Annotated in this window: 20 protein-coding genes; 4 read left to right on the top strand and 16 right to left on the bottom strand. The window is 63.6% G+C overall.

Going from position 1 to position 23242, the window contains the following annotated elements:
• Positions 1–192: 192 nt before the first annotated feature.
• The 10 genes from GGD40_RS00715 to GGD40_RS00670 all read right to left on the bottom strand — a co-directional run bounded on the left by GGD40_RS00715 (position 193) and on the right by GGD40_RS00670 (position 15136).
• Complete coding sequence (locus tag GGD40_RS00715; protein WP_179704054.1) at positions 193–1464, bottom strand: YeaH/YhbH family protein; 1272 nt, start codon at positions 1462–1464, stop codon at positions 193–195.
• A 227-nt stretch (positions 1465–1691) separates the two neighbouring features.
• Positions 1692–3614: a PrkA family serine protein kinase gene (locus GGD40_RS00710; RefSeq protein ID WP_179704053.1), complete on the bottom strand. Its 1923-nt coding sequence runs from the start codon at positions 3612–3614 to the stop codon at positions 1692–1694.
• Positions 3615–4594: 980 nt separating this feature from the next.
• Positions 4595–5356 carry a hydratase gene (locus tag GGD40_RS00705; protein ID WP_179704052.1) on the bottom strand — a complete coding sequence of 254 codons (762 nt, stop codon included), beginning with the start codon at positions 5354–5356 and terminating at the stop codon, positions 4595–4597.
• Positions 5357–5791: 435 nt separating this feature from the next.
• A complete protein-coding gene (locus GGD40_RS00700) occupies positions 5792–7606 on the bottom strand; it encodes a methyl-accepting chemotaxis protein (protein ID WP_179742478.1) in 1815 nt (604 codons plus the stop codon).
• Between the two features lie 445 nt (positions 7607–8051).
• Positions 8052–9092: a LacI family DNA-binding transcriptional regulator gene (locus GGD40_RS00695; RefSeq protein ID WP_179742477.1), complete on the bottom strand. Its 1041-nt coding sequence runs from the start codon at positions 9090–9092 to the stop codon at positions 8052–8054.
• Between the two features lie 180 nt (positions 9093–9272).
• A complete protein-coding gene (locus GGD40_RS00690; protein ID WP_179704049.1) occupies positions 9273–10340 on the bottom strand; it encodes an ABC transporter permease in 1068 nt (355 codons plus the stop codon).
• Positions 10337–11932 carry a sugar ABC transporter ATP-binding protein gene (locus GGD40_RS00685; protein ID WP_179742476.1) on the bottom strand — a complete coding sequence of 532 codons (1596 nt, stop codon included), beginning with the start codon at positions 11930–11932 and terminating at the stop codon, positions 10337–10339. Before GGD40_RS00685 ends, GGD40_RS00690 begins: the two co-directional genes overlap by 4 nt.
• A gap of 266 nt (positions 11933–12198) precedes the next feature.
• The gene (locus tag GGD40_RS00680; RefSeq protein ID WP_179742475.1) at positions 12199–13161 is read right to left on the bottom strand and encodes a sugar ABC transporter substrate-binding protein; all 963 of its coding nucleotides are present in this window, start codon (positions 13159–13161) and stop codon (positions 12199–12201) included.
• A 335-nt stretch (positions 13162–13496) separates the two neighbouring features.
• Positions 13497–14474: a magnesium/cobalt transporter CorA gene (gene corA, locus GGD40_RS00675; RefSeq protein WP_179704046.1), complete on the bottom strand. Its 978-nt coding sequence runs from the start codon at positions 14472–14474 to the stop codon at positions 13497–13499.
• A gap of 176 nt (positions 14475–14650) precedes the next feature.
• Positions 14651–15136 carry a hypothetical protein gene (locus GGD40_RS00670; protein ID WP_179742474.1) on the bottom strand — a complete coding sequence of 162 codons (486 nt, stop codon included), beginning with the start codon at positions 15134–15136 and terminating at the stop codon, positions 14651–14653.
• A gap of 356 nt (positions 15137–15492) precedes the next feature.
• On the opposite strand from GGD40_RS00670, the gene cydX reads away from it, so the two are divergent.
• Both cydX and GGD40_RS00660 read left to right on the top strand, forming a co-directional pair.
• Positions 15493–15639, top strand: a complete 147-nt coding sequence (gene cydX, locus GGD40_RS00665; protein WP_179704044.1) for a cytochrome bd-I oxidase subunit CydX — start codon at positions 15493–15495, stop codon at positions 15637–15639.
• A complete protein-coding gene (locus GGD40_RS00660; RefSeq protein WP_179742473.1) occupies positions 15636–16256 on the top strand; it encodes an AAA family ATPase in 621 nt (206 codons plus the stop codon). Before cydX ends, GGD40_RS00660 begins: the two co-directional genes overlap by 4 nt.
• A gap of 169 nt (positions 16257–16425) precedes the next feature.
• Here the strand turns inward: GGD40_RS00660 and GGD40_RS00655 are convergent, their stop codons facing one another.
• The 3 genes from GGD40_RS00655 to GGD40_RS00645 all read right to left on the bottom strand — a co-directional run bounded on the left by GGD40_RS00655 (position 16426) and on the right by GGD40_RS00645 (position 19199).
• Positions 16426–17523, bottom strand: coding sequence for a saccharopine dehydrogenase family protein (locus GGD40_RS00655; protein WP_179704042.1), 1098 nt, complete (start codon positions 17521–17523; stop codon positions 16426–16428).
• Positions 17524–17776: 253 nt separating this feature from the next.
• Positions 17777–18235 (bottom strand): Lrp/AsnC family transcriptional regulator, encoded by a 459-nt coding sequence (locus GGD40_RS00650; RefSeq protein ID WP_111928894.1) that lies wholly within the window; start codon positions 18233–18235, stop codon positions 17777–17779.
• A 79-nt stretch (positions 18236–18314) separates the two neighbouring features.
• Positions 18315–19199 (bottom strand): LysR family transcriptional regulator, encoded by an 885-nt coding sequence (locus tag GGD40_RS00645; protein ID WP_179742472.1) that lies wholly within the window; start codon positions 19197–19199, stop codon positions 18315–18317.
• A gap of 173 nt (positions 19200–19372) precedes the next feature.
• Here GGD40_RS00645 and GGD40_RS00640 point away from each other — a divergent pair, with 173 nt between their 5' ends.
• Both GGD40_RS00640 and GGD40_RS00635 read left to right on the top strand, forming a co-directional pair.
• The gene (locus GGD40_RS00640; protein ID WP_179704040.1) at positions 19373–19891 is read left to right on the top strand and encodes a Spy/CpxP family protein refolding chaperone; all 519 of its coding nucleotides are present in this window, start codon (positions 19373–19375) and stop codon (positions 19889–19891) included.
• Positions 19892–20148: 257 nt separating this feature from the next.
• Positions 20149–20586, top strand: a complete 438-nt coding sequence (locus GGD40_RS00635) for a PGDYG domain-containing protein (RefSeq protein ID WP_179742471.1) — start codon at positions 20149–20151, stop codon at positions 20584–20586.
• Positions 20587–20691: 105 nt separating this feature from the next.
• Here GGD40_RS00635 and GGD40_RS00630 read toward each other — a convergent pair whose 3' ends face one another.
• From GGD40_RS00630 to GGD40_RS00620, 3 genes are all read right to left on the bottom strand, one after another.
• Positions 20692–21057 (bottom strand): DUF3022 domain-containing protein, encoded by a 366-nt coding sequence (locus tag GGD40_RS00630; protein WP_179742470.1) that lies wholly within the window; start codon positions 21055–21057, stop codon positions 20692–20694.
• Positions 21058–21136: 79 nt separating this feature from the next.
• Positions 21137–21973 carry a YhfC family intramembrane metalloprotease gene (locus GGD40_RS00625; protein ID WP_179742469.1) on the bottom strand — a complete coding sequence of 279 codons (837 nt, stop codon included), beginning with the start codon at positions 21971–21973 and terminating at the stop codon, positions 21137–21139.
• Positions 21974–22033: 60 nt separating this feature from the next.
• Positions 22034–23233: a LacI family DNA-binding transcriptional regulator gene (locus GGD40_RS00620; protein WP_179742468.1), complete on the bottom strand. Its 1200-nt coding sequence runs from the start codon at positions 23231–23233 to the stop codon at positions 22034–22036.
• Between the last annotated feature and the right edge of the window lie 9 nt (positions 23234–23242).

Raw genomic sequence — 23242 nt, 5'->3', positions numbered from 1 at the left:
CCCTTTGCCCCTCAGTGGGCGTTCCGGTGTGTCCCCGTGCTGCAGCGGTGTCGACTGCTCCGGCAGTGGCGGCCCCTGGCGGCTCCGCTGCTGCCTCGGCATGCCCCGACGGTTGCTGCTGCGGCACGCCTTTCCCGCGCGCCGGCTGATCGCCGCGCGCTTCGTTGTGCAGGCGCTTCGACGACTTCGACGTCATGACGACGCAACCTGCTTTTCAAACAGCTCACGAAACACCGGATAGATGTCAGCCGCGGTTTCGACCTTCTTCATCGCCATATGCGGCTGGCTTAACGCCAGTTGCGCATATTCGAGCCACAAATTCTGCTCTTCGGGCGTCACCTGAATATACGCAAAATAGCGCACCTTCTCCAGGATGTCATCCGAGAGTATCTTGCGGCACTTCGGCGAGTCGTCGGTCCAGTTGTCGCCGTCCGACGCCTGGGCGCCGTAAATATTCCATTCAGTCGGCGAGTAGCGCTCGTCCATGACCTTCTGCATCAACTCCAGCGCGCTCGACACCACGGTGCCGCCGCTTTCGGTCGAATGAAAGAAGGTGTCTTCGTCGACCTCTTCGGCGCGCGTGTGGTGGCGAATGAACACGACTTCAATCTTCTCGTAGTTCCGCTTGAGGAACAGATACAGCAGAATGAAAAAGCGCTTGGCGAGGTCCTTGCGCTGCTCGTCCATGGAACCGGACACATCCATCAGACAGAACATCACGGCCTGGCTGGACGGCGTGGGCTGCTTCACGCGATTCACATAGCGCAGATCGAACGGATCGATAAACGGAATCCGCCAGATGCGCCCGCGCAAATGGTGGATTTCCTCTTCGAGCAGTTTGATCTCGTCGCGACGATCGTCGGGGTCGGCCTTCATGACCTCCAGTTGCCGCTCCATCTCGTGCAACTGGTTGACGAGCGGCGCGCCGAGCGCGATGCGGCGGCCGAGCGCGCTGCGCAGCGAACGGACCACGTCGATATTGTTCGGCGTGCCTTCCGCGGCCCAGCCCGCGCGGATGCTTTTCCACGTCGGCACGGCCATCAGATGGGTTTTGACGAGTCGCGGCAGTTCGAGATCGTCGAAGAAATACTGCATGAATTCTTCGCGGCTCAGCTCGAACACGAAGTCGTCCTGCCCGTCGCCTTCGTTGCTGGCCTGATTGCCGCCGCCTCCACCGCCGCCGCCCTGCGGACGCTGGATCTTGTCGCCGCGAATGTAGTCGGCGTTACCCGGGTGCACCATCTCCCGCTTGCCGCCGGGACCGTGCCGGAACGACGGCTCCGCAATGTCCTTGCGCGGGATCGTGATGCTCTGGGTGTTCTGGATGTCTTTGATGCTGCGGTCGCGCACCGCTTCCGAAACGGCGCGACGAATGTAGTTCTTGACGCGACGCAAAAACCGCTCGCGATTCGCAATGCTCTTGTTTTTGCCAGCTAACCTGCGGTCGATAATTTGATGAAGCACGCCCGGTCTCCCTTGTCGGTCCAGGTTAGCGCTTTAGCGTTGACCTGGACCCCATGCAGAGCATGTCGATCGGTATCGGCGCCTGGCACCAATACCTTACCAAACAAACCCCGCACTAATTTCCGGTGCGCGAGACGCACGCTGCCTGATGCAACGCTATGTCCATGCAGCTTGCGCCTCGCAGGGTGCCCGCGCGGTCGGACCACGCGGGCGGCACGCGGTGCATTTCATGACGACTTGCGCACGCGCAGATACCAGTCACACAGCAAGCGCACCTGCTTCGGCGTATAGCCCTTCGTCACCATGCGATTGACGAAGTCTTCGTGCTTGCGTTGCTCTTCCGCCGAACCCTTGGCGTTGAACGAGATCACCGGCAACAGCTCTTCCGTGTTCGAGAACATCTTCTTTTCGATCACGACGCGCAGCTTCTCGTAGCTGATCCACGCGGGATTCTTCCCCGCATTCGCAGCACGCGCACGCAGCACGAAGTTCACGATCTCGTTGCGGAAGTCCTTCGGGTTGCTGATGCCCGCGGGTTTCTCGATCTTCTCCAGCTCGGCGTTCAACGCCGCGCGGTCGAAGCTCTCGCCGGTGTCGTGGTCGCGGAATTCCTGATCCTGAATCCAGAAGTCCGCGTACGTCACATAGCGATCGAAGATGTTCTGACCATACTCGGAATACGACTCCAGGTACGCGGTCTGAATCTCCTTGCCGATGAACTCGGCATAGCGTGACGCAAGCACGTCTTTGATGAACGACAGATACTTCTGTTCGGTTTCCGGCGGGAACTGCTCGCGTTCGATCTGCTGTTCGAGCACGTACATCAGATGCACCGGATTGGCCGCGACCTCGGTCGAGTCGAAGTTGAACACCCGCGACATGATCTTGAACGCGAAGCGGGTCGACACGCCGGTCATGCCTTCGTCCACGCCCGCGAAATCGCGGTACTCCTGGTACGATTTGGCCTTCGGATCGGTGTCCTTCAGGTTCTCGCCGTCATACACCTGCATCTTCGAGAACAGGCTCGAATTCTCCGGCTCCTGCAGGCGCGTGAGCACCGACATCTGCGCCATCATCTTCAGCGTGCCCGGTGCGCAGACCGCATTCGCCAGCGACGAATTGCGCAGCAGCTTCTCGTAGATCTTGACCTCTTCACCGTAGCGCAGGCAGTACGGCACCTTCACGACGAAGATCCGGTCGAGCAGTGCTTCGTTGTTGCGGTTGTTGCGGAACGCCTTCCATTCCGACTCGTTCGAGTGCGCGAGGATCACGCCGTCGAACGGAATCGCACCGAACCCTTCCGTGCCCTTGAAGTTGCCTTCCTGGGTGGCGGTCAGCAACGGGTGCAAGACCTTGATCGGCGCCTTGAACATTTCGACGAACTCGAGCAGCCCCTGATTGGCGAGACACAGGCCACCGGAGTAGCTGTACGCGTCCGCGTCGTCTTGTGCGTACTGTTCGAGCTTGCGGATGTCGACCTTGCCGACCAGCGACGAAATGTCCTGGTTGTTTTCGTCGCCCGGCTCGGTCTTGGCGATACCGATCTGGCGAAGGATCGACGGGTAGCGGCGCACCACCTTGAACTTGCGGATGTCGCCGTTGAATTCGTGCAGGCGTTTCACCGCCCACGGACTCAGAATGCTTTTCAGGTAGCGGCGTGGAATGCCGAACTGCTCTTCGAGGATCGGACCGTCCTCGTCGTAATCGAACAACCCGAGCGGCGATTCGTTCACGGGCGAACCCTTGATCGAATAAAAAGGCACGCGCTCCATGAGCTGCTTCAAACGCTCGGCTATCGACGATTTACCACCGCCGACCGGGCCCAATAGATACAGAATCTGTTTCTTTTCTTCGAGCCCTTGGGCCGAGTGCCGGAAGTACGCGACCACCTGCTCGATCACGTCCTCCATTCCGTAGAACTCACGGAACGCGGGGTATACCTTGATGACCTTGTTCGCGAAGATGCGCGAGGTGCGCGGATCGTTGCGAGTGTCAATCTGTTCCGGTTCCCCGATTGCCGTCAACATGCGTTCGCCAGCAGTGGCGTACGCGGCGGGATTGTCTTTGCAGAGCGCGAGATACTCCTCGAGCGAGAGTTCATCTTCTCGCGTTTTTTCGAAGCGGGTCGCGAAACTGCTGTAGATATCCATGCTACCTCCTCGCCGAAGTCTAGACCGATGTCGTGCGCGGCGCGCTATTCGGAAACGACATCGCTCGAATTCATCCTAAACCCTTTTAAATTTTTTTTCACGAACTACGTTGCGAAAATCGCGCCGCATTCGCCTCCCGACATTCCTCACTTGGAAACACACTTTCCACCACCTACAATCTTGCGCTCACATCGTAGCGATCGATGCGCACGCTTGCTGCCTGTTTTACGGCCTGATTCGCAACCTGGTTAGCAACCTGGTTAGCGACCTGGCCGTCAACGTTCACACTGCCCGGTTCGTGTCACGCCGCTCACCTGGCACTGCTGCTCAGTGCGCGTGCAACGTGCCATTGCGCCGCTCGTCCAGTTACATCGAACGATCTCACTGCGATATCAGACGCCCTGTCTGCACGCGCACACTTTGTTGCTGAAAGCGTGGACAGCATGCGCGTTTTCGACACGCCGCTCGAACCCTGTCCACCTCTCTGCCACAACGCGCGACATCGGCATTCCGTCTACAACGCACGCCGCCTGTTACATGTTCATTTGCCGTTCCGGTCGAAAGCGCGATTGAACGATACGTCGTGTCGTCAGCCTGTTCGTCACCATGCGGCCCATTTTGTTCCGCGCTTTCCTTGTTACATGACAAACGCGCCATGTGTCGTCGCGCGCGTCATGCATGTTTTGCGCGTGGTCCATTGCACGTTTCGTATTAACCGCGTCGGCAACAGGGTTAGCCGCTGATCTGCCTCGATGCCTCTATTACTGGATGACGGCGACGCGGCCAACGGCTTTCATAGGTGTATACGGCAAAGCCGCCGCGACAGATGCGACAAATGTGAAACGGCCACCCGTGGGCAGCCGTTTGTTTGAAGCGTGGTCATGAAGATGGGAAGGTGACGGGCGAATGTGACAAGCGCCGCTGCCTCATGAGCAACGATGGTGAAAGCTCGCCGCAACGAGCGGCAACCCGCTGCATGCTCAGGTCAGTTCAATCTCCACATCCCCGAGGCCGTCGATGTGACCGCGCACGCGCCCCGGTTCGGCCAGCTTGATACCGCCGACGTAGGAGCCGGTCGTGATGGTCCAGTCCGGCTCGATGGTGATGCCCATCGCTGCGCAGTGGTTGACGAACCAGACCAGCAGTTCGCGCGGATCGCCGGCCGGGTTGCCGGTGGCCTCCGGCAACAGCGAGTCGCCGTTGAAGCTCAGTGCCAGTTCAGGCGAAACGAAATCGAAGCCGCGCGCGAGTCCCGCATAGGCCACCGCGTGACCGGTGATCAACGCGCCGTTGTTCTGCGCGTCGGCCAGTTGCGCGAGCGGCGCGACATTCGGCCATTCCGCGAAGCGGCTATCGACGATCTCGATGGCGGGCAGCACGACGCCGACTTTCGAGAGCACTTCGTCGCGCGCGTAGGCGCGGCCGCGCGGTTCGATCGCCTCGGCGAAACGGAACGCGATCTCCAGTTCCACCAGCACGCGGAAAAACGCGCCATGCGCGGCCCGCGCCGGCGACGGCAGCACCAGCGAAGCCGGAATCGGCGCGCCCGCGCCGGGGCCGCCCGGCGCTCTCGCACCGATCTTCCAGGCGCCGGTCGAGTCGCCGAGGCCCGCGATGACCGCCTGCTGGATCGCATACGCGGTGGCCGCGTCGGGCGGCAGGCTGTCGGGTGCGGGCGCTTCGATCAGCCGATGCTGCCGGCGTGCTTCGACGAGGCGTTGCGCAAGATCGTATTGCGTCATGTCGGTCCTTTAGGGCTGGCGCGTTGAGCGGTTCGTTAAGCGGTTGACGGCGGCGTGCGGGTGGGTGGAGGCCGGGCGCTGCGGCGGCGACCGGCGCGCCTGCCGTTCGGGCAGACGATTCGCGGCGGCGTTACCGTCGCGGCGTGGCCGTGGCCGAGCCCGCCCGTCAATGTACCGGATCATGGCCTCCGCCAGGGTACAGGTTGCAGTCGGGTTGTCATCGCGTCGCAGTGGGATCGCCACCGGGTCGCCATCGGGTCGTGATCGGGTCGCCATCGCGAACCTGATTTGATGCGCCCATCATGAAAAAAACCGCGACTGCAGGTGCAATCGCGGTTTCTGGGTCAACGGGTGGCGATCATCCGCGACGCTGCGCTTCGATCTAACGCGCCGCCGGGAATGAATGTTGCAACGCTCGCCCCGGACCGAGTCGGATCAGAAGGTTTCCCAATCCTGGTCGCTGCCGGCGCTGGCCGTCGCCATCGCTTTGGCCGGCGCGCGCGCGGGTGCCGCGGCGGCCGCTTTGGGTGCTGTAGTGGCTTGCGGCACTGCATGCGCGGGCTGCTGGGCAACGGCTTGCGCGGCAGATTGTGACGTCGAGTGCGATGCCACCGACGAAGCCGCCGGACGCGACATCTTGCGCGCCACCGTCGAGCGCACCGGCGCACTCATCCGCTTCGGCGCGCTGACCGGCGCCTTGTAACCGCCTTCGTCGACCTGGAACACCGACACGGCGGTGCGCAGCTTGCCGGCCTGGTCTTCGAGCGACGACGCAGCCGCCGCCGCCTCTTCCACCAGCGCGGCATTCTGCTGCGTCACTTCGTCCATCTGCGTGACGGCGCGCGCCACCTGGTCGATGCCGCTGCTCTGCTCTTCCGACGCCGCGGCGATCTCGCCCATGATGTCGGTCACGCGCTGCACCGCGCCGATGATCTCGGTCATCGTGCGGCCCGCTTCGTCCACCAGCGCCGAGCCCGACTGCACGCGCTCGACCGAGGTGTCGATCAGCCCCTTGATTTCCTTCGCCGCCGCCGACGAGCGCTGCGCGAGGCTGCGCACTTCGCCGGCCACGACCGCGAAGCCGCGCCCTTCTTCACCGGCTCGCGCCGCTTCCACGGCCGCATTCAGGGCCAGGATGTTGGTCTGGAACGCGATCCCTTCGATGATCGAGATGATGTCGGCAATCTTCGCCGAGCTCTGATTGATGTCGCCCATCGTGCCGACCACCTGGCTGACCACCGCGCTGCCCTTGTTGGCGATCTCCGACGCGTTGGCGGCGAGCGAGCTCGCCTGGCGAGCGTTGTCGGCATTCTGTTTGACCGTGCCGGTCAGCTCTTCCATGCTCGACGCGGTTTCCTGCAGCGCCGAGGCCTGCTCTTCGGTGCGCGACGACAGGTCGATATTGCCGGCCGCGATCTGGCGAGTAGCGGTCGCGATCGATTCGCTGCCGCTCCTCACCGTACGCACCGTTTCGGTGAGGCTGCGCTGCATCTTCGCGATGCCTTCGAGCAACTGCCCCATTTCGTCACGCGACGTGACGATCACCGGGCGACGCAGATCGCCGCCGGCGATCGCGTCGAAATGACCGAGCGCTTCGCCGAGCGGCCGGCCGATCGCGCGGCTAAGCGTCAGGTACGAGAACGCGGCGGCGAGCACGCCGAGCAGCAACGCGCCGATGCTGACAAGACGGAACGTATCGAAGCTGCCTTGCGCGGAGTCGTAACCTTCCCGCGCCGACGTGAACTGATCCTTGCGCAGCGTGTCGTCTGCGTTGGCGAGGTCGTTGTACGAGGCTTGCAGACGCTGGGCGCCGCCGAGCACCTTCGCCTGGTCGTTGGCCGCGATGGTCGCCGAAAAGGCGTCCAGTTGCTGATGCAACGCGTCGCGTTTGGCGACCACGTCCTGCGCGAGACGGTCTTCGTTGGCGTCGCGCGGCAGGTCCAGATACTTTTTCCACCACATGTCGGACGTGGTGCGCATCACGCGCGCACGCTCCAGCGTCGACGCCGCGTCGGGCGTGCCGATCATGAACGCGGCGCGGTCCAGCGCGAGGCGTTCACGCGCCGCGAACAGCTCGGCGTTGCCGATATCGACGGCGCTCGGCATGGCGTTAGTGAAGGTGTCCTTGTAGGCGTCGTTCGAACGGCTCATGCCGATCAGACCGAAAACACCAATGGCAACCAGCAGCGCGGCGAGAAAAGCCATCGTAAGGCCAATCCGCGCCTTGATCGTGATGCCTTTGTTCAACATGCTTAATCCTGTACTTAGACGAAATGAGAGGCTGCGTACGCAGCGCGGGGTAGCGTGTGGCGTCTGCGTGCGGCGCTTTTTGGTGTGGCGCTCTAATAGTCCCGTTTACGGCATTCCGACTGCATACTTGAAGTATTTATATAGTATGAAGAAAGCAGATGAAAGGAATTGGAAGAAATTACAAGAAGCTGACAGTGGGCAGCTTGGCACGGTATGACGGAAGGGATGCAGAACAGCCTCAATGGCATGCTGTTGTGCAGAAATACGGCAGGTTTTGAGCGTGGGACGGTGTTTTATCCGAAACGCATCGCTGCAGATCGACAGCAACTAATTAGTTGTGACCGGCAATTCACTGTGACCGTGCGGTGAAGGTTGAGCGGCTGACGCCGCCCTCGCTCCGATCCCTCGGGCGGCGCTATCCGCCAACGCCAACGCCGGCTCAGCCTCAGGCCGCCAGATCGCGCCTGGCCGCACCCGCCCACGTCGTGGTGGATTCGCGCACGATCAACCGTGGCGACACCACACGCCGACGGCCCGGCGCGCGTGGATTGCCCGCCGAGGTCCCCGCAATGCGTTCGATCAGCGTCTGCGCGGCCATGTCGCCGAGCGCGCGCACCGACTGCCCGACCGTCGACAGCGCCGGGTAGGTGAAACGTCCCAGTTCGATATCGTCGAAGCCGATGATCGAGCAATCGCGCGGCACGCTGATATTGCGTTCCGCCGCGGCGCGCAGCGCGCCGATGCCCATCATGTCGTTACCGGCGAAAATCGCCGACGGCCGGACGGTATCGAACAGTTGCGCGGCCGCACGATGGCCGCCGGTGCCCGAAAAATCGCTTTCGACGATCGCATCGGGCGGAATCTCGATGCCCCGTTCCGTCATCGCGCGGATGAAGCCGTGTACCCGCATTGCGCTGACGGCCGTCTGCACCGGCCCGGTAATACAGCCGATCCGCACATGCCCCAGTTCCAGCAAATGACGGGTGGCCAGATACGCGCCCTTCTCATGGTCGATCTGCACCAGATCGGCGTTCAGGCCTTCGATATTGCGGTCCACGATCACCAGCGGCTCGTGCGAGTCGGCGAGCGTCTGCGCGAGCACGGCGTCGTCGCCGGCCGACGCGACGATCAGCCCGTCGATGCGCTTTTCCTGCAGCACGCGCAGATAGTTACGCTGCTTGGCCGGATCGTCGTCGGAATTGCAGAAGAACAGGCAGTAGCCGTTGCGCGAGCAACCGTCTTCGATACCGCGTGCCATTTCCGCGAAATACGGGTTCGTGCTGTTCGGCACCACCAGTCCGATCGTCGCCGTGGCGCGCGCCTTCAGCGAACGGGCCACAGCCGACGGAACATAGTGAAGCTGACGGATCGCGTGTTCGACCTTTGCGCGCACGTCGGCCGACACCGGGCGCGAGTTGTTCACCACGTGCGATACCGTCGTGAAAGACACGCCCGCCACAGCCGCTACATCCTTGATCGTCGCCATAACCTGTTGCTCTCCTGCCTGTAGTTCCCGCGGTCGTTCCCGCCGTCCACGCCGCCTGGCGGCCCACCGGACGTCCTCATCGAAGACCGACCTCACCCATGAAAACCGCTGCCTGACCGCTCATGACACATCAACTGGCCGGCTCACGCCGAGGCGTCAGCCCATCCGATTCACTGCAATTCACGCCCGCTTGCGGCGGCTGCGGTAGGTATCCAGCACCACCGCCACCACGATCACCGCGCCGGTGATCATCCGCTTGGTCGGCTCGTTCGCGCCGATCTGCGCGAGACCGGCCGCCAGCACCGAAATGATCAACACACCGAAAAAGGTGCTGATCACCGAGCCGCGCCCGCCCATCAAACTCGTCCCGCCGATCACCACCGCGGCGATCACCTGCAACTCCACGCCGACGCCCGCGTTCGGATCGGCCGCTTCCAGACGCGAAATCTGGAACAGCGCGGCGAGCCCCGCGAGCGCGCCCATCAGCGCGAACACGATGATCTTGTAGGGCCGCGGATTGACGCCCGCGAGCCGCACCGCTTCCTCATTGGTACCGATACCGACCAGATAGCGGCCGAACACCGTGCGCGTGAGCACCAGTTGCGCGACGATCATCACCGCCACCGCAATCAGGAAGGCCGGCGAAATGCCGAGCGCGATCGGATTCGACAGGAAATCGAACGCGTCGCCGATATAGGCGGTGCGCGAGTTCGTCATCTGATACGCCATGCCGCGCGCCGCTTCGAGCACCCCGAGCGACACGATGAACGACGGAATCCGCCAGCCCACCGTCACCGCGCCGGTGATCGTGCCGGTCAGCGCGGCCGCGGCCACGCCGAGCAACGCCGACGGAAACGGCCCCCAGCCCCACTTCAACGCGGCCACGCTCACCACCGACGCGCCCAGCGCCAGCACCGAGCCGACCGACAGATCGATCCCGGCGATGATCAGCACGAAGGTCATGCCCACCGACATCACCACCAGATCCGGAATCTGGTTGGCGATCGTGCTGAAGGTGTCGTACGTGAAGAAGTGCGAACTCAGTACGGAAAACAGCGCGATCATGGCCAGCAGCGCGCCGGCCAGACCCAGATAGTTCGACAAGCCCAGCCGCGTGCCGGCCGGTTTGCCGCTCGCGAGCGGCGCCGACGGATCGGCCGGCGGCGTTACGTTCGCGGCGCCTGGCTTGTCTCCCGGCTTGCCTGCCTGGCCGCCGCCCGGCTTGTCCGGCGACGCTTGATCGTTCATGAGCTACTCCCTGCCTGGTGGGTATCGGGGGCGTGCAGCAACGCTTCGCGGCTGCGGTAGCCGGCAAATGCCGCGGCCAGCAACGCATCCTGCGACCAGCTATCGCGCTCGAACACACCCGTCATGCTGCCTGCGGACATCACGCCGATCCGGTCGCAGATCAGCATCAGCTCACGCAGATCGCTCGACACCACGACGAGCGCGCGCCCTTCCCGCGCCAGCGCGCCCATCAAGCCATAAATATCGAACTTCGCGCCGACGTCGATGCCGCGCGTGGGTTCGTCGAATAACAGCACGCGGCAATCGCGCGCCAGCCAGCGGCCGATCACCACCTTCTGCTGATTACCGCCCGACAGCTCGCCGACAATCTGCGCCGGGCCCGAGCTGCGAATCCGCATCGCGTCGATCTGCTTCTGCGCGAGCGCGTTCTCGCGCTTCGCGTCGACCACGCCATGCCGCGCCACACTGCCGATGTTGCCGAGCGAAACATTGGCGGCGATCGGCTGCGGCAGTAGCAGGCCTTCGCCCTTGCGGTCTTCGGTGATCAGCGCGATCCCCGCGCGCACCGCGTCCGACGGCGAGTCGATCCGCACCGGCGTGGGCACGGCGCCCGGCGTTGCCGCCAGCGCCACGCTGCCGCTGTCCTTCTGATCGGCGCCGTAGATCAGCCGCATCAGCTCGGTGCGCCCCGCGCCGATCAGACCGCTGATGCCGAAAATCTCACCCGCGCGCACCTCGAACGACACGTCGCGCACCACCTTGCCGCGCGCGAGCCGGTCCACTCTCAGCAACGGCGCGCCGATGTTGCGCTCGCCCAGATCGATCCGCTCGCCGAGTTCGCGACCGACCATCCACGTGACGATCTGCTCGCTCGTGAGGTTGGCCATCGCGTCGACATGCACCAGCCGGCCGTCGCGCAACACCGCGATCTGTTCGGCGACCCGCGCCAGCTCTTCGAGCCGGTGCGAGATGTAGACCAGCGCCACGCCGCGCGCCTTGAGACGGTCGATCTGCTCGAACAGCAGGTCGACTTCGCGCGCGGTCAGCATCGCGGTCGGTTCGTCGAGGATCAGCACGCGGCAGTCGTCGATCAGATTGCGCGCGATCTCCACCATCTGCTGATGACCGATGCCGAGTTCGCCGACCAGCGCGTCCGGGTCGATCGCATCCAGCCCGACCTGCGCCATCGCCATGCGCGCGTCTTCACGCAGCTTGCGACGGTCGATCCAGCCGAAGCTGAACGCACCCACGCGCGGCAAGCGGTTCAGGAACAGGTTTTCGGCCACCGACAAGGTCGGCAGCAGATTCAACTCCTGCATCACCATGCGCACGCCGAGCCGCTCGGCGTCGGTGCGGCTCGACGGCGCGTAAGGCTCGCCGCCCAGGCGCATCGTGCCGGCGGTTGGATCCACGAGCCCGCCGATAATTTTGGACAGCGTACTCTTGCCCGCGCCGTTCTCGCCGGTCAGCGCCAATACCTCGCCGGCGCGCAGCGACAGCGAGACATCGGCGAGCACCGGTTCGGCATAGGTCTTGCCGATACCGCTGACGGACAGTACGGCAGGCAAGGCGTCGTGGTCGGTTGAATCCATTGCAATCCTGGTTCATGGCGGCCGGGTCGGCCTCACGCGTTTTCGCTCGCATGAAGCCGGCGCCGGCCGCCACGTGTCATGCCGGCCCAATGCGCGGAATGCGCGGGCGCCAACAGCCGCGCCCCCTCCCGCCACGCAGCCACCGTCATGACGCTTACCTCTGGAATTAACGGCGGCCCGGCAGGTTTCTTGAGCGTTTATTGAATAGACGCGAATTCACGCGTTGGTGCGATGCAGACTGCACGCAGCGGCGCCGGCGGCAATCCTTACCTGGTCACCAGATCGCACGGCGTTTCCACCACACCGGACAACTGCGATTGCTTCTTGTGCTCGCTGATTGCCTTCAGCGCGGTATCGATGCCGAACACGGCCTGCTTGGCAGCGTATTGATCCGCCGTGGCCAATACACGGCCGTCTTTCAGCATCGGCTTGATCGCGCCGATGTTGTCGTAGCCGACCACCAGCACCTTGCCCTGCTTGCCAGCCGCGCGCACTGCCGAGACAGCGCCGATTGCCATGTTGTCGTTACCGGCGAGCAGTGCCTTCAGGTTCGGATATTCATTGAGCATGGCCGACGCGACCGCGTTGCCCTTGTCGATTTCCCATTCACCCGATTGCACCGACACGACCTTCGCGCCGACCGTCTGCATCGCGTCCTTGAAGCCCGCGGTGCGCTGCTGCGCGTTGGTGGTGGTCGACACGCCTTCGATAATCCCCACCTCGTCGCCGGCCTTCAGCTTCTTCGCCAGGTAGTCGCCGACCTTCTGCGCGCCCTTGCGGTTATCCGGGCCGACGAACGGCACGTTCAGGTCCTTCGACTTGAGCACGTCCGGGTCGAGCCGGTTGTCGATGTTCACGACGATGATGCCCGCGTCGACCGCCTTCTTGACGACCGGCACCAGCGCTTTCGAATCAGCCGGCGCCAGCACGATCGCATCGACCTTCGAGACGATCATCTGCTCGACGATGCGGATCTGGTTGGCGGTATCGGTCTCGTCCTTGATGCCGTTGGTGATCAGGTCGAACTGGGAAGGATTGTGTTTCTGGTAGTCCTTCGCGCCGGTTTCCATGGTCAGGAAAAACTCGTTGGCGAGCGACTTCATCACCAGCGCGACCTTCGGCTTGTGCGGGGGCGCGCTCTGCGCGTACGCGGACGACAGCGGCAAGCCCGCGGTAGCGGTGACGAGGACGGCGGCCGTCAACAGGCGGCGGCGAATGCGTTGGTTCATGCACATCTCCAGGGTTGTCGGGCTCCAACAGGAGCCGTATTTTTAGCAATGCGCAAACGTTTGCGAGGCCCATTCTCAGCGCAGTCTTTCCGCAATGTCAACGATTCACGGTGTTGCAATGCACCGGCATGCCGCATGCGTAAGGGTGCGTTGCAGTCGATCGAATCGAACCGGCGCGCCGGATAGGCGTGCCGGCAGGCTGAGTGTGGCAAGGATCCCTCGCTCGGTCCGCGCGTAGTCGTTTTTGCCGCCGGCTGCAAGATCGACAGCCGGCGGGCCGCTTATGCTGGACTTTTATTGCGTGGGGTGCAAGCGGGGACAACGAGAGGCGCGCGTTACAGCCAGCCCGCTTTGCGAAACCGCCAGTACAGCACGCAGTCGACCGCGAACATCACGGCCAGACATAGCGGATAGCCGTATTTGTAGTGCAGTTCGGGAATGCTCTGAAAATTCATCCCGTAGATGCCGGCGATCATGGTCGGCACCGCGAACAGCGCCGCGAACGAGCCGAGCCGCTTGGTCACCTCGCTCTCGGCCAGCGAGATCATGCCGAGATTGACCTGCACGGCGGTGACCACCAGTTCGCGGCGGCCGTCGATAATCTTGACGATCCGTTCGAGGTGGTCGTAGACGTCGCGAAAGTAAGCCTGCATGCCTTCGCAAATGCTCGGAATGCGCCCGCCGGTCAGCTTGCTGATCGCTTCCTGCAACGGCGCGATATGGTGTTGCAGGATCACGAGGCGGCGCTTGAGCGAATACAGCTCCTGAATGATCTCGCGCGACGCCGCCGAATTGTTGCGCTCGAAAATGCGATCTTCGAGCGCTTCGATCTCCGTGTTCAACGCCTCGATGATCGGGAAGTAACGATCGACGATATCGTCGGCCAGCGCGTACAGCACGAACGCGGAACCTTCCTTGAGCAATTGCGGCTCGCGCTCGCAGCGGGCGCGCACATTCTGAAAACCGGCACGCGAGCCGCGACGCACGGAGAGCACATAGTTTTTGCCGACGAACACGTCCACTTCGCCGATCAGCAGTTCGCCCTCCTCGTCCATTTCGACGGTATGCATGACCGCGAACAGAGACTCGCCGTACTCCTCGATCTTGGGGCTCTGGTGACCGTTCTGCGCGTCTTCGATGGCGAGTTCGTGGAGGTTGAACTCGTGCTTCATCACGGCCAGTTCGTCCGGCTCCGGATCTTTCAGCGCGACCCAGACGAAACACTCGGGCCGCGCTACGTAGTCGCTGATGCTATCGATGTCGATATCGGCCAGCTTCCTGCCGTCCTGATAGGCGGCGCAATTGATCAGCATGTGGATGATTACCTTAAAAACGGAAACAGACCGCCGGGGTTCGCAGGGTGCGTGCCTGGCGTCGGGATCTGCGGGGGGTTGGGTTCTACATCCGTCATGTTAAAGGCGCCGTGTGAACGCCTTGTATCCATTTGTTCAACGTGGCGTATCAGGGCTGGCGCGCGGCGATCGCGCCGTTATTGGGCGACCCGGCGCAGCGCGATGCGATGATCTTCGCCGAAGACGATCGACGCGCGGTTCGTGTAGCGCGTGTCCGCCGTCACCGTGAAACGCATTTCGACGACCGGGTCGAACTGCGTGGACACGCCGATGCGATGCACGCCCGGGCTGAGATAGAAGACCACGTGCTCGCCGTTCATCAGATCGGTGACCTGTTCGCCGTCGATATACACCAGCGCATCGCGAAAGCGCACGATCACGTCGCGCGAACGTTCGCGCCGCACGTCGACCGCGACGAGTCCATTGCCCCGCTCGGTGTAGCCGGGCTGGATGATGCGCGCGGCCGACACCGCCTTGAACGGCACCGGCTCGGCAGGGGTGGCGGCGCAACCGGCGAGCAGCGCGACGCTCAACGTGACGGCCGGCGCAACAGCGGACGCGACTGACGACGCGGCAAGCGCGAGCAACGCGGCCCGGAGGTGGCTATACAGGCACTTAGGCATGTGGTCTCCCTGGTGGCCGGTTATCGTGCTGGGTTTTGCTATGGGTGTGTTGCATGATGAATTGCCATCCTGAATCCTCCCGCTCACACATTGCCAGGCATGATAGCAACGCGCGGCCGTTCTGCCACCCTGGCCGAACGGCTAGCCTCACGCCAACCTCAGGCCGCCCTCTTGCATGACGCCGCGTTCTTCTTCATGATCGCTGCAAAGGGACGCTTGCGCAGGTCCGGCGCGTTACGGATTTACCCTCGGTTGCAACGCGCGCCAAGCCCGCTCGCCAGCATGGTCTTCGCCATCGCGTCTATGCGCAATGCTTCACTATCCGCATCGGCGGATAGTCGATCAAGGAGATTGCAATGTGGTACTTCACCTGGATTCTCGGCATTGGCGTAGCGTTGGGCTTCGGCATCATCAACGTGATGTGGCTGGAGGCCGGCGGCAAGTTCGCGCGTGACCCGCAACTCGGCGCCACTTCGGCCACGCCGGAGGACAAGTCTGCGTGACTTATCTGGTGTTCGTTTGCGGTCATTCGGGCACAGGCAAGACCACGCTCGCGAAGAAGCTGTTCGGCTCGCTGATGCAGGCGAGCGGCGCGCCCTTCTGCCTGCTCGACAAAGATACGCTGTACGGCGGCTATAGCGCGGCCGCGATGGCCATGCTGACCGGCGATCCGAACGACCGCGACAGCCCGCTGTTCCTGCAGCATCTGCGCGACCCGGAATATCGCAGCCTGATCGACACGGCCCGCGACAACCTCGAACTCGGCGTGAGCGCGCTGGTGGTCGCTCCGCTGTCCCGTGAAGTGCGAGAACGGCGTCTGTTCGATCGCGCGTGGCTAGGTGTCGGCGAGAAGGTCACGCTCAGGGTCGTGTGGGTCTATACGGAGGAAGAAACCGCGCATCGGCGCATCGTCGAGCGCGGCAATCCGAACGACGCGTACAAGCTCGCGCATTGGGACGAATACCGGCAGCGCCGCTTCGTGCCGGGCGGCAAGGTGTGTGACGATCTGTTGATGTTCGACAATACCGCGCCTACGTCGGCAGATCACGAAGCCTTGCTCGCGCGCATTATCGGCGAGCCTTATCCGGCGGCTACGATGCAGCCGCCGTTGCCGGTGTAGACGGACGTCGCGCGAACCTCCCGCAAAAACAACAACGCCCCGTATGACTAACCGTCAATACGGGGCGTTTCCACCGCCCTCTGCGGGGCCTTCCTGCATACTCACGGCCAAACACGGCCCTCGGCTAAAGACTCAAAACCTCGCCACTTCTCGCAGCGCGTGCGCGGCCTTAAACCGTCGCCATCGTATCCAGCGACTGCCCTTCATACAGTTGCCCAAACCGGTTCGCGAGGAAGTCGCGCAGCGAAACCTGCTCCTGGCGTACGAAACCGCTTTGCGGCAGCTTCTTTTCGCGGAACAGGTCGAGCACCGCGCACATCGCGCCGGCCGTGGTGATCTGGATCGCGCTCATCGGCACGCCGCACACCGTCTTCGCGAAGATCTTGCGGGTGAACACTTCCTGCACCAGTTGACCGTCACGCATGCCGCTCACGGTGATGAACACCAGCACCACGTCTTGCGCGGTCGACGGCACCGAACGGCGCATGATGTTCTTCAGCGTGTCGCGGTCGGTGGCGAGGCGCAGGTCTTCGAGCAGGAACTGCATCAGGTTGCGGTGGCCCGGATAACGCACCGACTTGTAGTCGAGCGATTCGACGCGGCCCGCCAGCGTTTCGCACAGCGTGCCGAGGCCGCCGGACGTATTGAAGGCTTCGTATTCGGTGCCGTCGAGTGAAAAATGTTCGAGGCCTTCGAGCGGCTGCACCCACTGCGTGCGGCTGTCGCGAATCGCTTCGCACGGCTGGCAGTACTCGTTGATCAGACCGTCGACGCTCCACGTCAGGTTGTACTTCAGCGCATTGGTCGGGAATTCCGGCAGCGCGCCGACCCGCATCTTGACGTCGCGGATTTCGGTGAAGCGGTTCGCCAGCTCGTGCGCCGCAATGCCGATGAAGCCCGGCGCGAGGCCGCACTGCGGCATGAACGCGTGATCGGCGGATTCCGCGATTTCGCGGATCGCGGAGGTCGCGCGCACGTCTTCGGTCAGGTCGAAGTAATGCACGCCCGCACCCTTGGCCGCCGCCGCCACGTTCACCGCGAGGTAATACGGCAACGCGTTGACGAGTGCGTCGAAGCCCTGCACGGCGGCGCGCAGCGCGGCGGCATCGGCGGAGTCGACGCGCTGTGTTGGAATTCCCTGGGCGGCGAGCTTATCGAGCGCGTGCTGGTCGCGGTCGAACGCGACGACTTCGTAGTCGCCGGTTTCGCGCAACATGTGGGCGATGGTGTGACCGATCAAACCTGCGCCAACGATGGCTACTTTCATGCGCTTCTCCTGATTCTCTAACTGCTGTCTCCAGCTTGGGAAGTGCGCTGCGCTATGGCGCCGCGCCCGGCGGGCTGAACCCTTGAGCAACAGTTTAGGAGGAAGCCAAAACAGTTCATACGCGCAAAATGCTGCGATATGACCATGAACTTCGACGTTATGACGAACCAATCATTCAATATGTCGAAAAGTTGTTAAAACGGCGTAAACAACGAGGGCGACCGAGAGCGACAGCGGACGACAACGCCCCCGCTCACACCGTGCCGCGATCGATCTTGCGCGCCAGAATGATCGAGGTCGTGGTGCGCTCCACGCCCTCCAGGCCGCCGATCTGATCGAGCAGATCGTTCAGCCGGTCGGGCGAATCGGCGCGCAGCCACGCGACGTAGTCGAACTCGCCGCTCACCGCGCACAGCAGTTGCACCTCAGGCATCTTGCCGAGCCGCTTCTGCACGGCCGGCCCGTGCTTGGGCGCGAGGATGATGCCGACATAGGCGACGATGCTCGAATCGAGCACGTCCTGCCCAAGCCGCACGCTATAGCCGGCGATCACATTGCTGCGTTCGAGCCGCGCGATGCGGGCGATCACCGTGGTGCGCGCCACGTCCAGTTGGCGCGCGAGATTGGCGACGCTTTCGCGGGCGTTGGCTTGTAGCAGCGCAACGAGGTTGCGGTCGAGGTCGTCGAGTTGGTCGAGGCGCGGAGGTCTCATCGAGGGCGAAAGAAGGTGGTCAACGGTGGAGCGGATTATCGCGCGTCTTGGGCGGCGGGCGGTGAAGTCGTGCTACGGATCACACGCCGAAACGCTCGATCACGAAGTCGATAAAACTGGTGAGCTTCGGCGTGGCGCGCCGGTCGCGCGGATAGACCAGATGAACCGGTGCACCATCCGGCAAATAATCCTCCAGCACGGACACCAGTTCGCCGCTGGCAATCTCCCGCGCGAGCAGCGCCTCCGGCTGCAACACCAGGCCGAAACCGCGCAACGCGGCCACCTTCAGCGCCTGTCCGTTGTTCGCGCGGAATCGCCCGGCGCGCAACTGGTTTTCCGCAACGGTCTCGCCGTCGAGCCGCCACAAACCTTCGCGGCCCCAGTGCAGAAAACCCAGACATTCGTGATCCACCAGATCGGCCGGCGTGCGCGGCGTGCCGACCCGCGCCAGATACGCCGGCGACGCGCACGCGCGCATCCGGTACGGCTTCAGCGGACGCGCGACGAAACTCGAATCCGCCAGATGACCGATCCGCACGGACGCGTCGAAGCCCTCCTCCACCAGATCGATCACGCGGTTCGACAGATCGAGTTCGAGGATCACGTCCGGCCATGCGGTGAGGTAGTCGGTCATGGCGGGCGCGAAGACTTCGACGCCGTAGGTCAGCGGCACGGTCACCTTGAGCACGCCGCGCGGCGTGGCGGCCATCGCCTCGGCGAGCGACTCGGCATTCTTCACGTCGGCCAGAATGCGTCGGCATTGCTCGTAATACTGCCGGCCGATCTCGGTCAAACTTTGCCGGCGCGTGGTGCGTGTCAGCAGCCGCGTGGCCAGCCGGGTTTCGAGCGCGCGGATATGTTTACCAACCATTGCCGACGAAATATCGAACCGCTCGGCCGCCGCCGTCAGGCTGCCCGCCTCGACGACCGCGACGAAGATTTCCATGCTGACGAATTTATCCACCCGCTATTTCCTGTTGGTTTCGGTTGTAAGCGTTTGTCGCATAAGCGGCGCATTGTAGGGATATCGTGATACTAATAGCGGCGACGGCAAATGGGCAGCCGGCCGCATCGACGCGAGGCGGGCCGCTCGCCACACGCGCCTTGTCCCAATTCGAATAGACATCAGGAGTTTCGATGAAAAAAGCACTGGTAATGCTGGCCACCGCAGTCGCCATGAGCGGCGCGTTCGCACAAACCCCCGCGCCGGCATCGGCACCGGCCGGCGCCATGGCGGCCCCCGCCGGCAAAGCCGGCCACGAGCGCAATGTCGAAGACCGGATCGCCTACCTGCACTCGCAACTGAAGATCACCTCGGCGCAGGAATCGCAATGGAACGCTTTCGCCGACGTCATGCGCAGCAACGGCGAGACGATGGGCCAGTTGTTCCAGCAACGCAAGACCGCGGCCAACCTGTCCGCGATCGACGACATGAAGCAATACGCTTCGATCGCGCAAGCGCATGCGGATGGCATGAAGAAGCTGGTCGACGCGTTCGACCCGTTGTATAGCAGCTTCTCGCCCGAGCAGAAAAAGCTGGCCGATGTGACGTTCCATCAACCGGGCGGTCCGAACGGCGGTCCGCTTCATCACGGCAAGGGCAAGGGTAAGGGCGGCAAGGCCGCACCGGCGCCGGCGAGCGACGCCGCGCAGTAATCGCGCAGATCGGTAGTTATAGGTAGTTCAGCAGTAAGGGCGAGCGGCGCGAGAATGTGCGCCGCTCGCCCTGTTCTTTTTGGCGACCGGCGAGTTCTTCGTCGCGCGCTTATCGCGCTACCCAACCCAAAACAAACAGATCGCCGGATCCATCTGGCATGATGCGAGTTCGCGGCATCCGGCAACGGGTTCAGAGACACACTGTCGCGATCCCCTGCCCGCACGCCGCTCTCAACATCTCTATCTCTGCTCGCTTCATGAACGAACTGAAAAATCTCGATCTGAGTCAAGATCCGCTCGCCCGTCGCGTGGTTAAAGACGAAACCGTGAACGTCGAATTCGCCGCCGTCGAAGGCGAACTGATGAGCCTCGAAGGCCCGAACCGTTATGTCCCGGGCGACGCGCTGATCACCGGATCGACCGGCGACCGCTGGGTCGTCTCGCGCGAACGCTTCGACGCCAAATACGTCCCCGCCGACGCCGCGCTCGCGCACGGCGAAGCGGGCGCCTACCGCAACCGCCCGGCCGTCGTACTCGCCAGACAGATGACCGAAGCGTTCTCGCTCGCGCGTTCCGCCGCCGGCGGCGACGTGCTGCGCGGCGTCGCCGGCGACTGGATCATGCAATACGCGCCCGGCGATTACGGCGTGGTCCAGGCCGCGCGCTTCGCGAAGGTTTATCGGCTCGCCGATTGAGGGAGCTTGGGCTTGGAGCCGGAGCCTGAAACTCGCGGCTCAGGCCTCAAGCCAGGTGCTGAAGCTCGGCGCCAAAGCTCACGCTCTAAGCCTCAATTCCAAGCCTCAAGCAAACTCGTCGCCGAGATCCACCGTAACGTCACGCGGCACCGCCTCACCGTTCGCATACTGTTCTTCGAGCGAGCCGATGCTCGCCTCGACATACGCGCGCAGCACGGCAAAGCTGCGGCCGCGCAACCGCGCCGGCGTCGCGCGATAACGCGCCAGCGCGGCCGGCGTGATCTCCACCGTCATCACGATGCGGCGCGCCGCCGCGCCGAAACGCATCGCCACCCAGTGAATCGCCAGCGTCGGCGTACCGTCTTCCGCCGCGCGCTGGATGAACTGCGTCTGCTCGGGAAACAGATCGCTGATGACACGCGCCAATTCCTCGAACTCGGGATTCGCGCAGTCGTATTGGTAAGCTTCCATGGGAAGGGTCCAGAGGTCATGCTGAAGGGTCGGCCGCTCACGCGGAGCCGCCGACGAGTTAACACCGCACCGCGCCGGATTATGCCGCGACCGCCGGTCGACGGTACGTTCTGAACAACAGCCCCGCGACGACCAACGCGCCCAGCGCATACACGCCATCCACCGCGGCGAGCGGCACCAGTTGCGCCTGGAACAGCGCGGCGGGCACGTCCACCAGCGCATGCAGCAGGATCGCGAGCGGCAGGATGCCGCGCCAGCCAGCGCGCAGACCCCGCCACATCAGCACCGACAAACCAATCTGGAAGATCAGCGCGGCCACGCGTTCGAGCGCGAAAATCCCGGCCGTCTGCGGCGTCAGGCTGGCGAGAATCAGGTGAATGCGCATCACCGAATCGGTCGGCAGGTTGCTCAGGTAGCTGTCTAGTTCGCCACGGTTTTCGAACACCGCGAACAGGATCCATTGAATCTGCACCAGCACACCCACCAGCCATGCCTCCGCGCCGCCGTGGCCGAGGCCGTAGGTCAGCGCGGTGCCGTCGTCGCCGCGCGCGGCCGAGTTGTCCGACGTGGTCGACGTCGCCGACATCGCTTTAGTCGCGGCACGCTTGAGCAGCAGCCGCATACCGATGAAGCGCCCCACTTCTTCGCAGATGCCCGCGGCCAGCGCGCCGTACACCACGAAAGCCAGCGGATTGGACAGGAAGGTTGCGGTCGCCTCGTTCCGATGCAGCACGTAGTCGTTCAATGCGCGTTCGATCACCATCGCGAACAACGCGAAGATCGCGATACCGGTGATCGCATCACGTGGTTTCAGCGCGAGCGGCCGGCGCAGACGACGGTAGATCAGGAAAGGTAAGGCGGCGACCAGCAGCGTCGCGACGGCGAGACTGGAGAGGGTAAGCGGTGCTACAACCATGAGTATCCTTGCAATGACCGGCGCGCACCCGCTGCGCGCCGCAGCCCGAATGATCGCAGATCAGCGCGAGGTTGACGCGCGGACGATCAATTCTCCCGGCAGCAGACAGTCGCGCGCGGCGGTCTGAACGCCTTCGATGCGCTCGTGCAGGAACTCGACCGCGCGATAGCCGATCTCGTAGGTCGGCTGGCGGATCGTCGTCACGCCGGTCAATTCGGCCCAGTCGGGGTCGTCGATGGAAAGCAGCGCGACGCGGCTTTGCCAGTCGGCGCCGTAGCGGGCTTTCAGGTGCAGCGCGAGACACAGCGCGACGGGAGCGTTGGCGGCGAATAGCGCGATGCGGCGCGAGTGTGGCGCGGCGGGTCTGGCCGCGCCGCCCGAGTTGGCCAGGTTGCCGCCGCGGCCTGAATGGCCCGCGTTCGTGGCGGCGTCGATCGCGCGGTCCAGTTCGGCGAGGCTGCGTTCGACCTCGGCGGTGTCCGCGAGATTCAGCACCAGCGTATGCCCACGCGCGCGGCCTTTGCCGCCTTGCCCAACTTGCCCAACTTGCCCAACTTGCCCCGCTTGCCCCGCTTGCCCCGCTTGCCCCGCTTGCGCCCCCATCGCCTCACGAAACGCCGCCTCGCGCAATTGCCGCGAGCTGACCTGCTCGAACGGTTGAACGGCAAACCAGATCTCGTCGAAGCCACTTTCGAGCAGATGCCGCGTGCCCAGCTCGGCCGCCGCGCGATTGTCCAGCCCCACCATATCGGCGACCAACCCATCTACCAGACGATCCACCAGCACCGCCGGAATCCCGCTGCCGACGACCGGCCGCAACGTCTCCTCACGCACACCCAGCGCGTTGACGATCACGCCTTCCACCCGATACGTGGTCAGCAGTTGCAGATAGCGCCGCTCCATTTCGACTTCGTTGGCGGCATGGCAGATCAGCGGCATCAGACCGAGCGCGTGACAGGCGGCTTCCACGCCTTGCAGCACTTCGACCGTGTAGGGATTGGTCAGGTCGGCGAGCAGCATGCCGATCAACCGGTTGCGACCGCGCTTGAGGCCACGCGCCATCTGGTTCGGCTGATAGTCGAGCCGCGCGATCGCGGCCTCGATCCGCGCGCGCAAGTCCGGCGACAACACGCTCATCTCGCCGTTCAGATAGCGCGAGATGCTGGTCTTGCCGGTGCCGGCTTCACGCGCGACGTCGGTGATCGTCGCGCGGCGCGGCGCGGTTTGCGGTGTCGTGCTTGTCGTGCTTGTCGTGCTCATGGGCGCCTC

Source organism: Paraburkholderia bryophila (assembly GCF_013409255.1).
In the GTDB taxonomy this organism is placed as follows: Bacteria; Pseudomonadota; Gammaproteobacteria; order Burkholderiales; family Burkholderiaceae; genus Paraburkholderia.
Note: the sequence above shows the minus strand (reverse complement) of the source record. Positions and strands in the feature narration are given on the sequence as shown.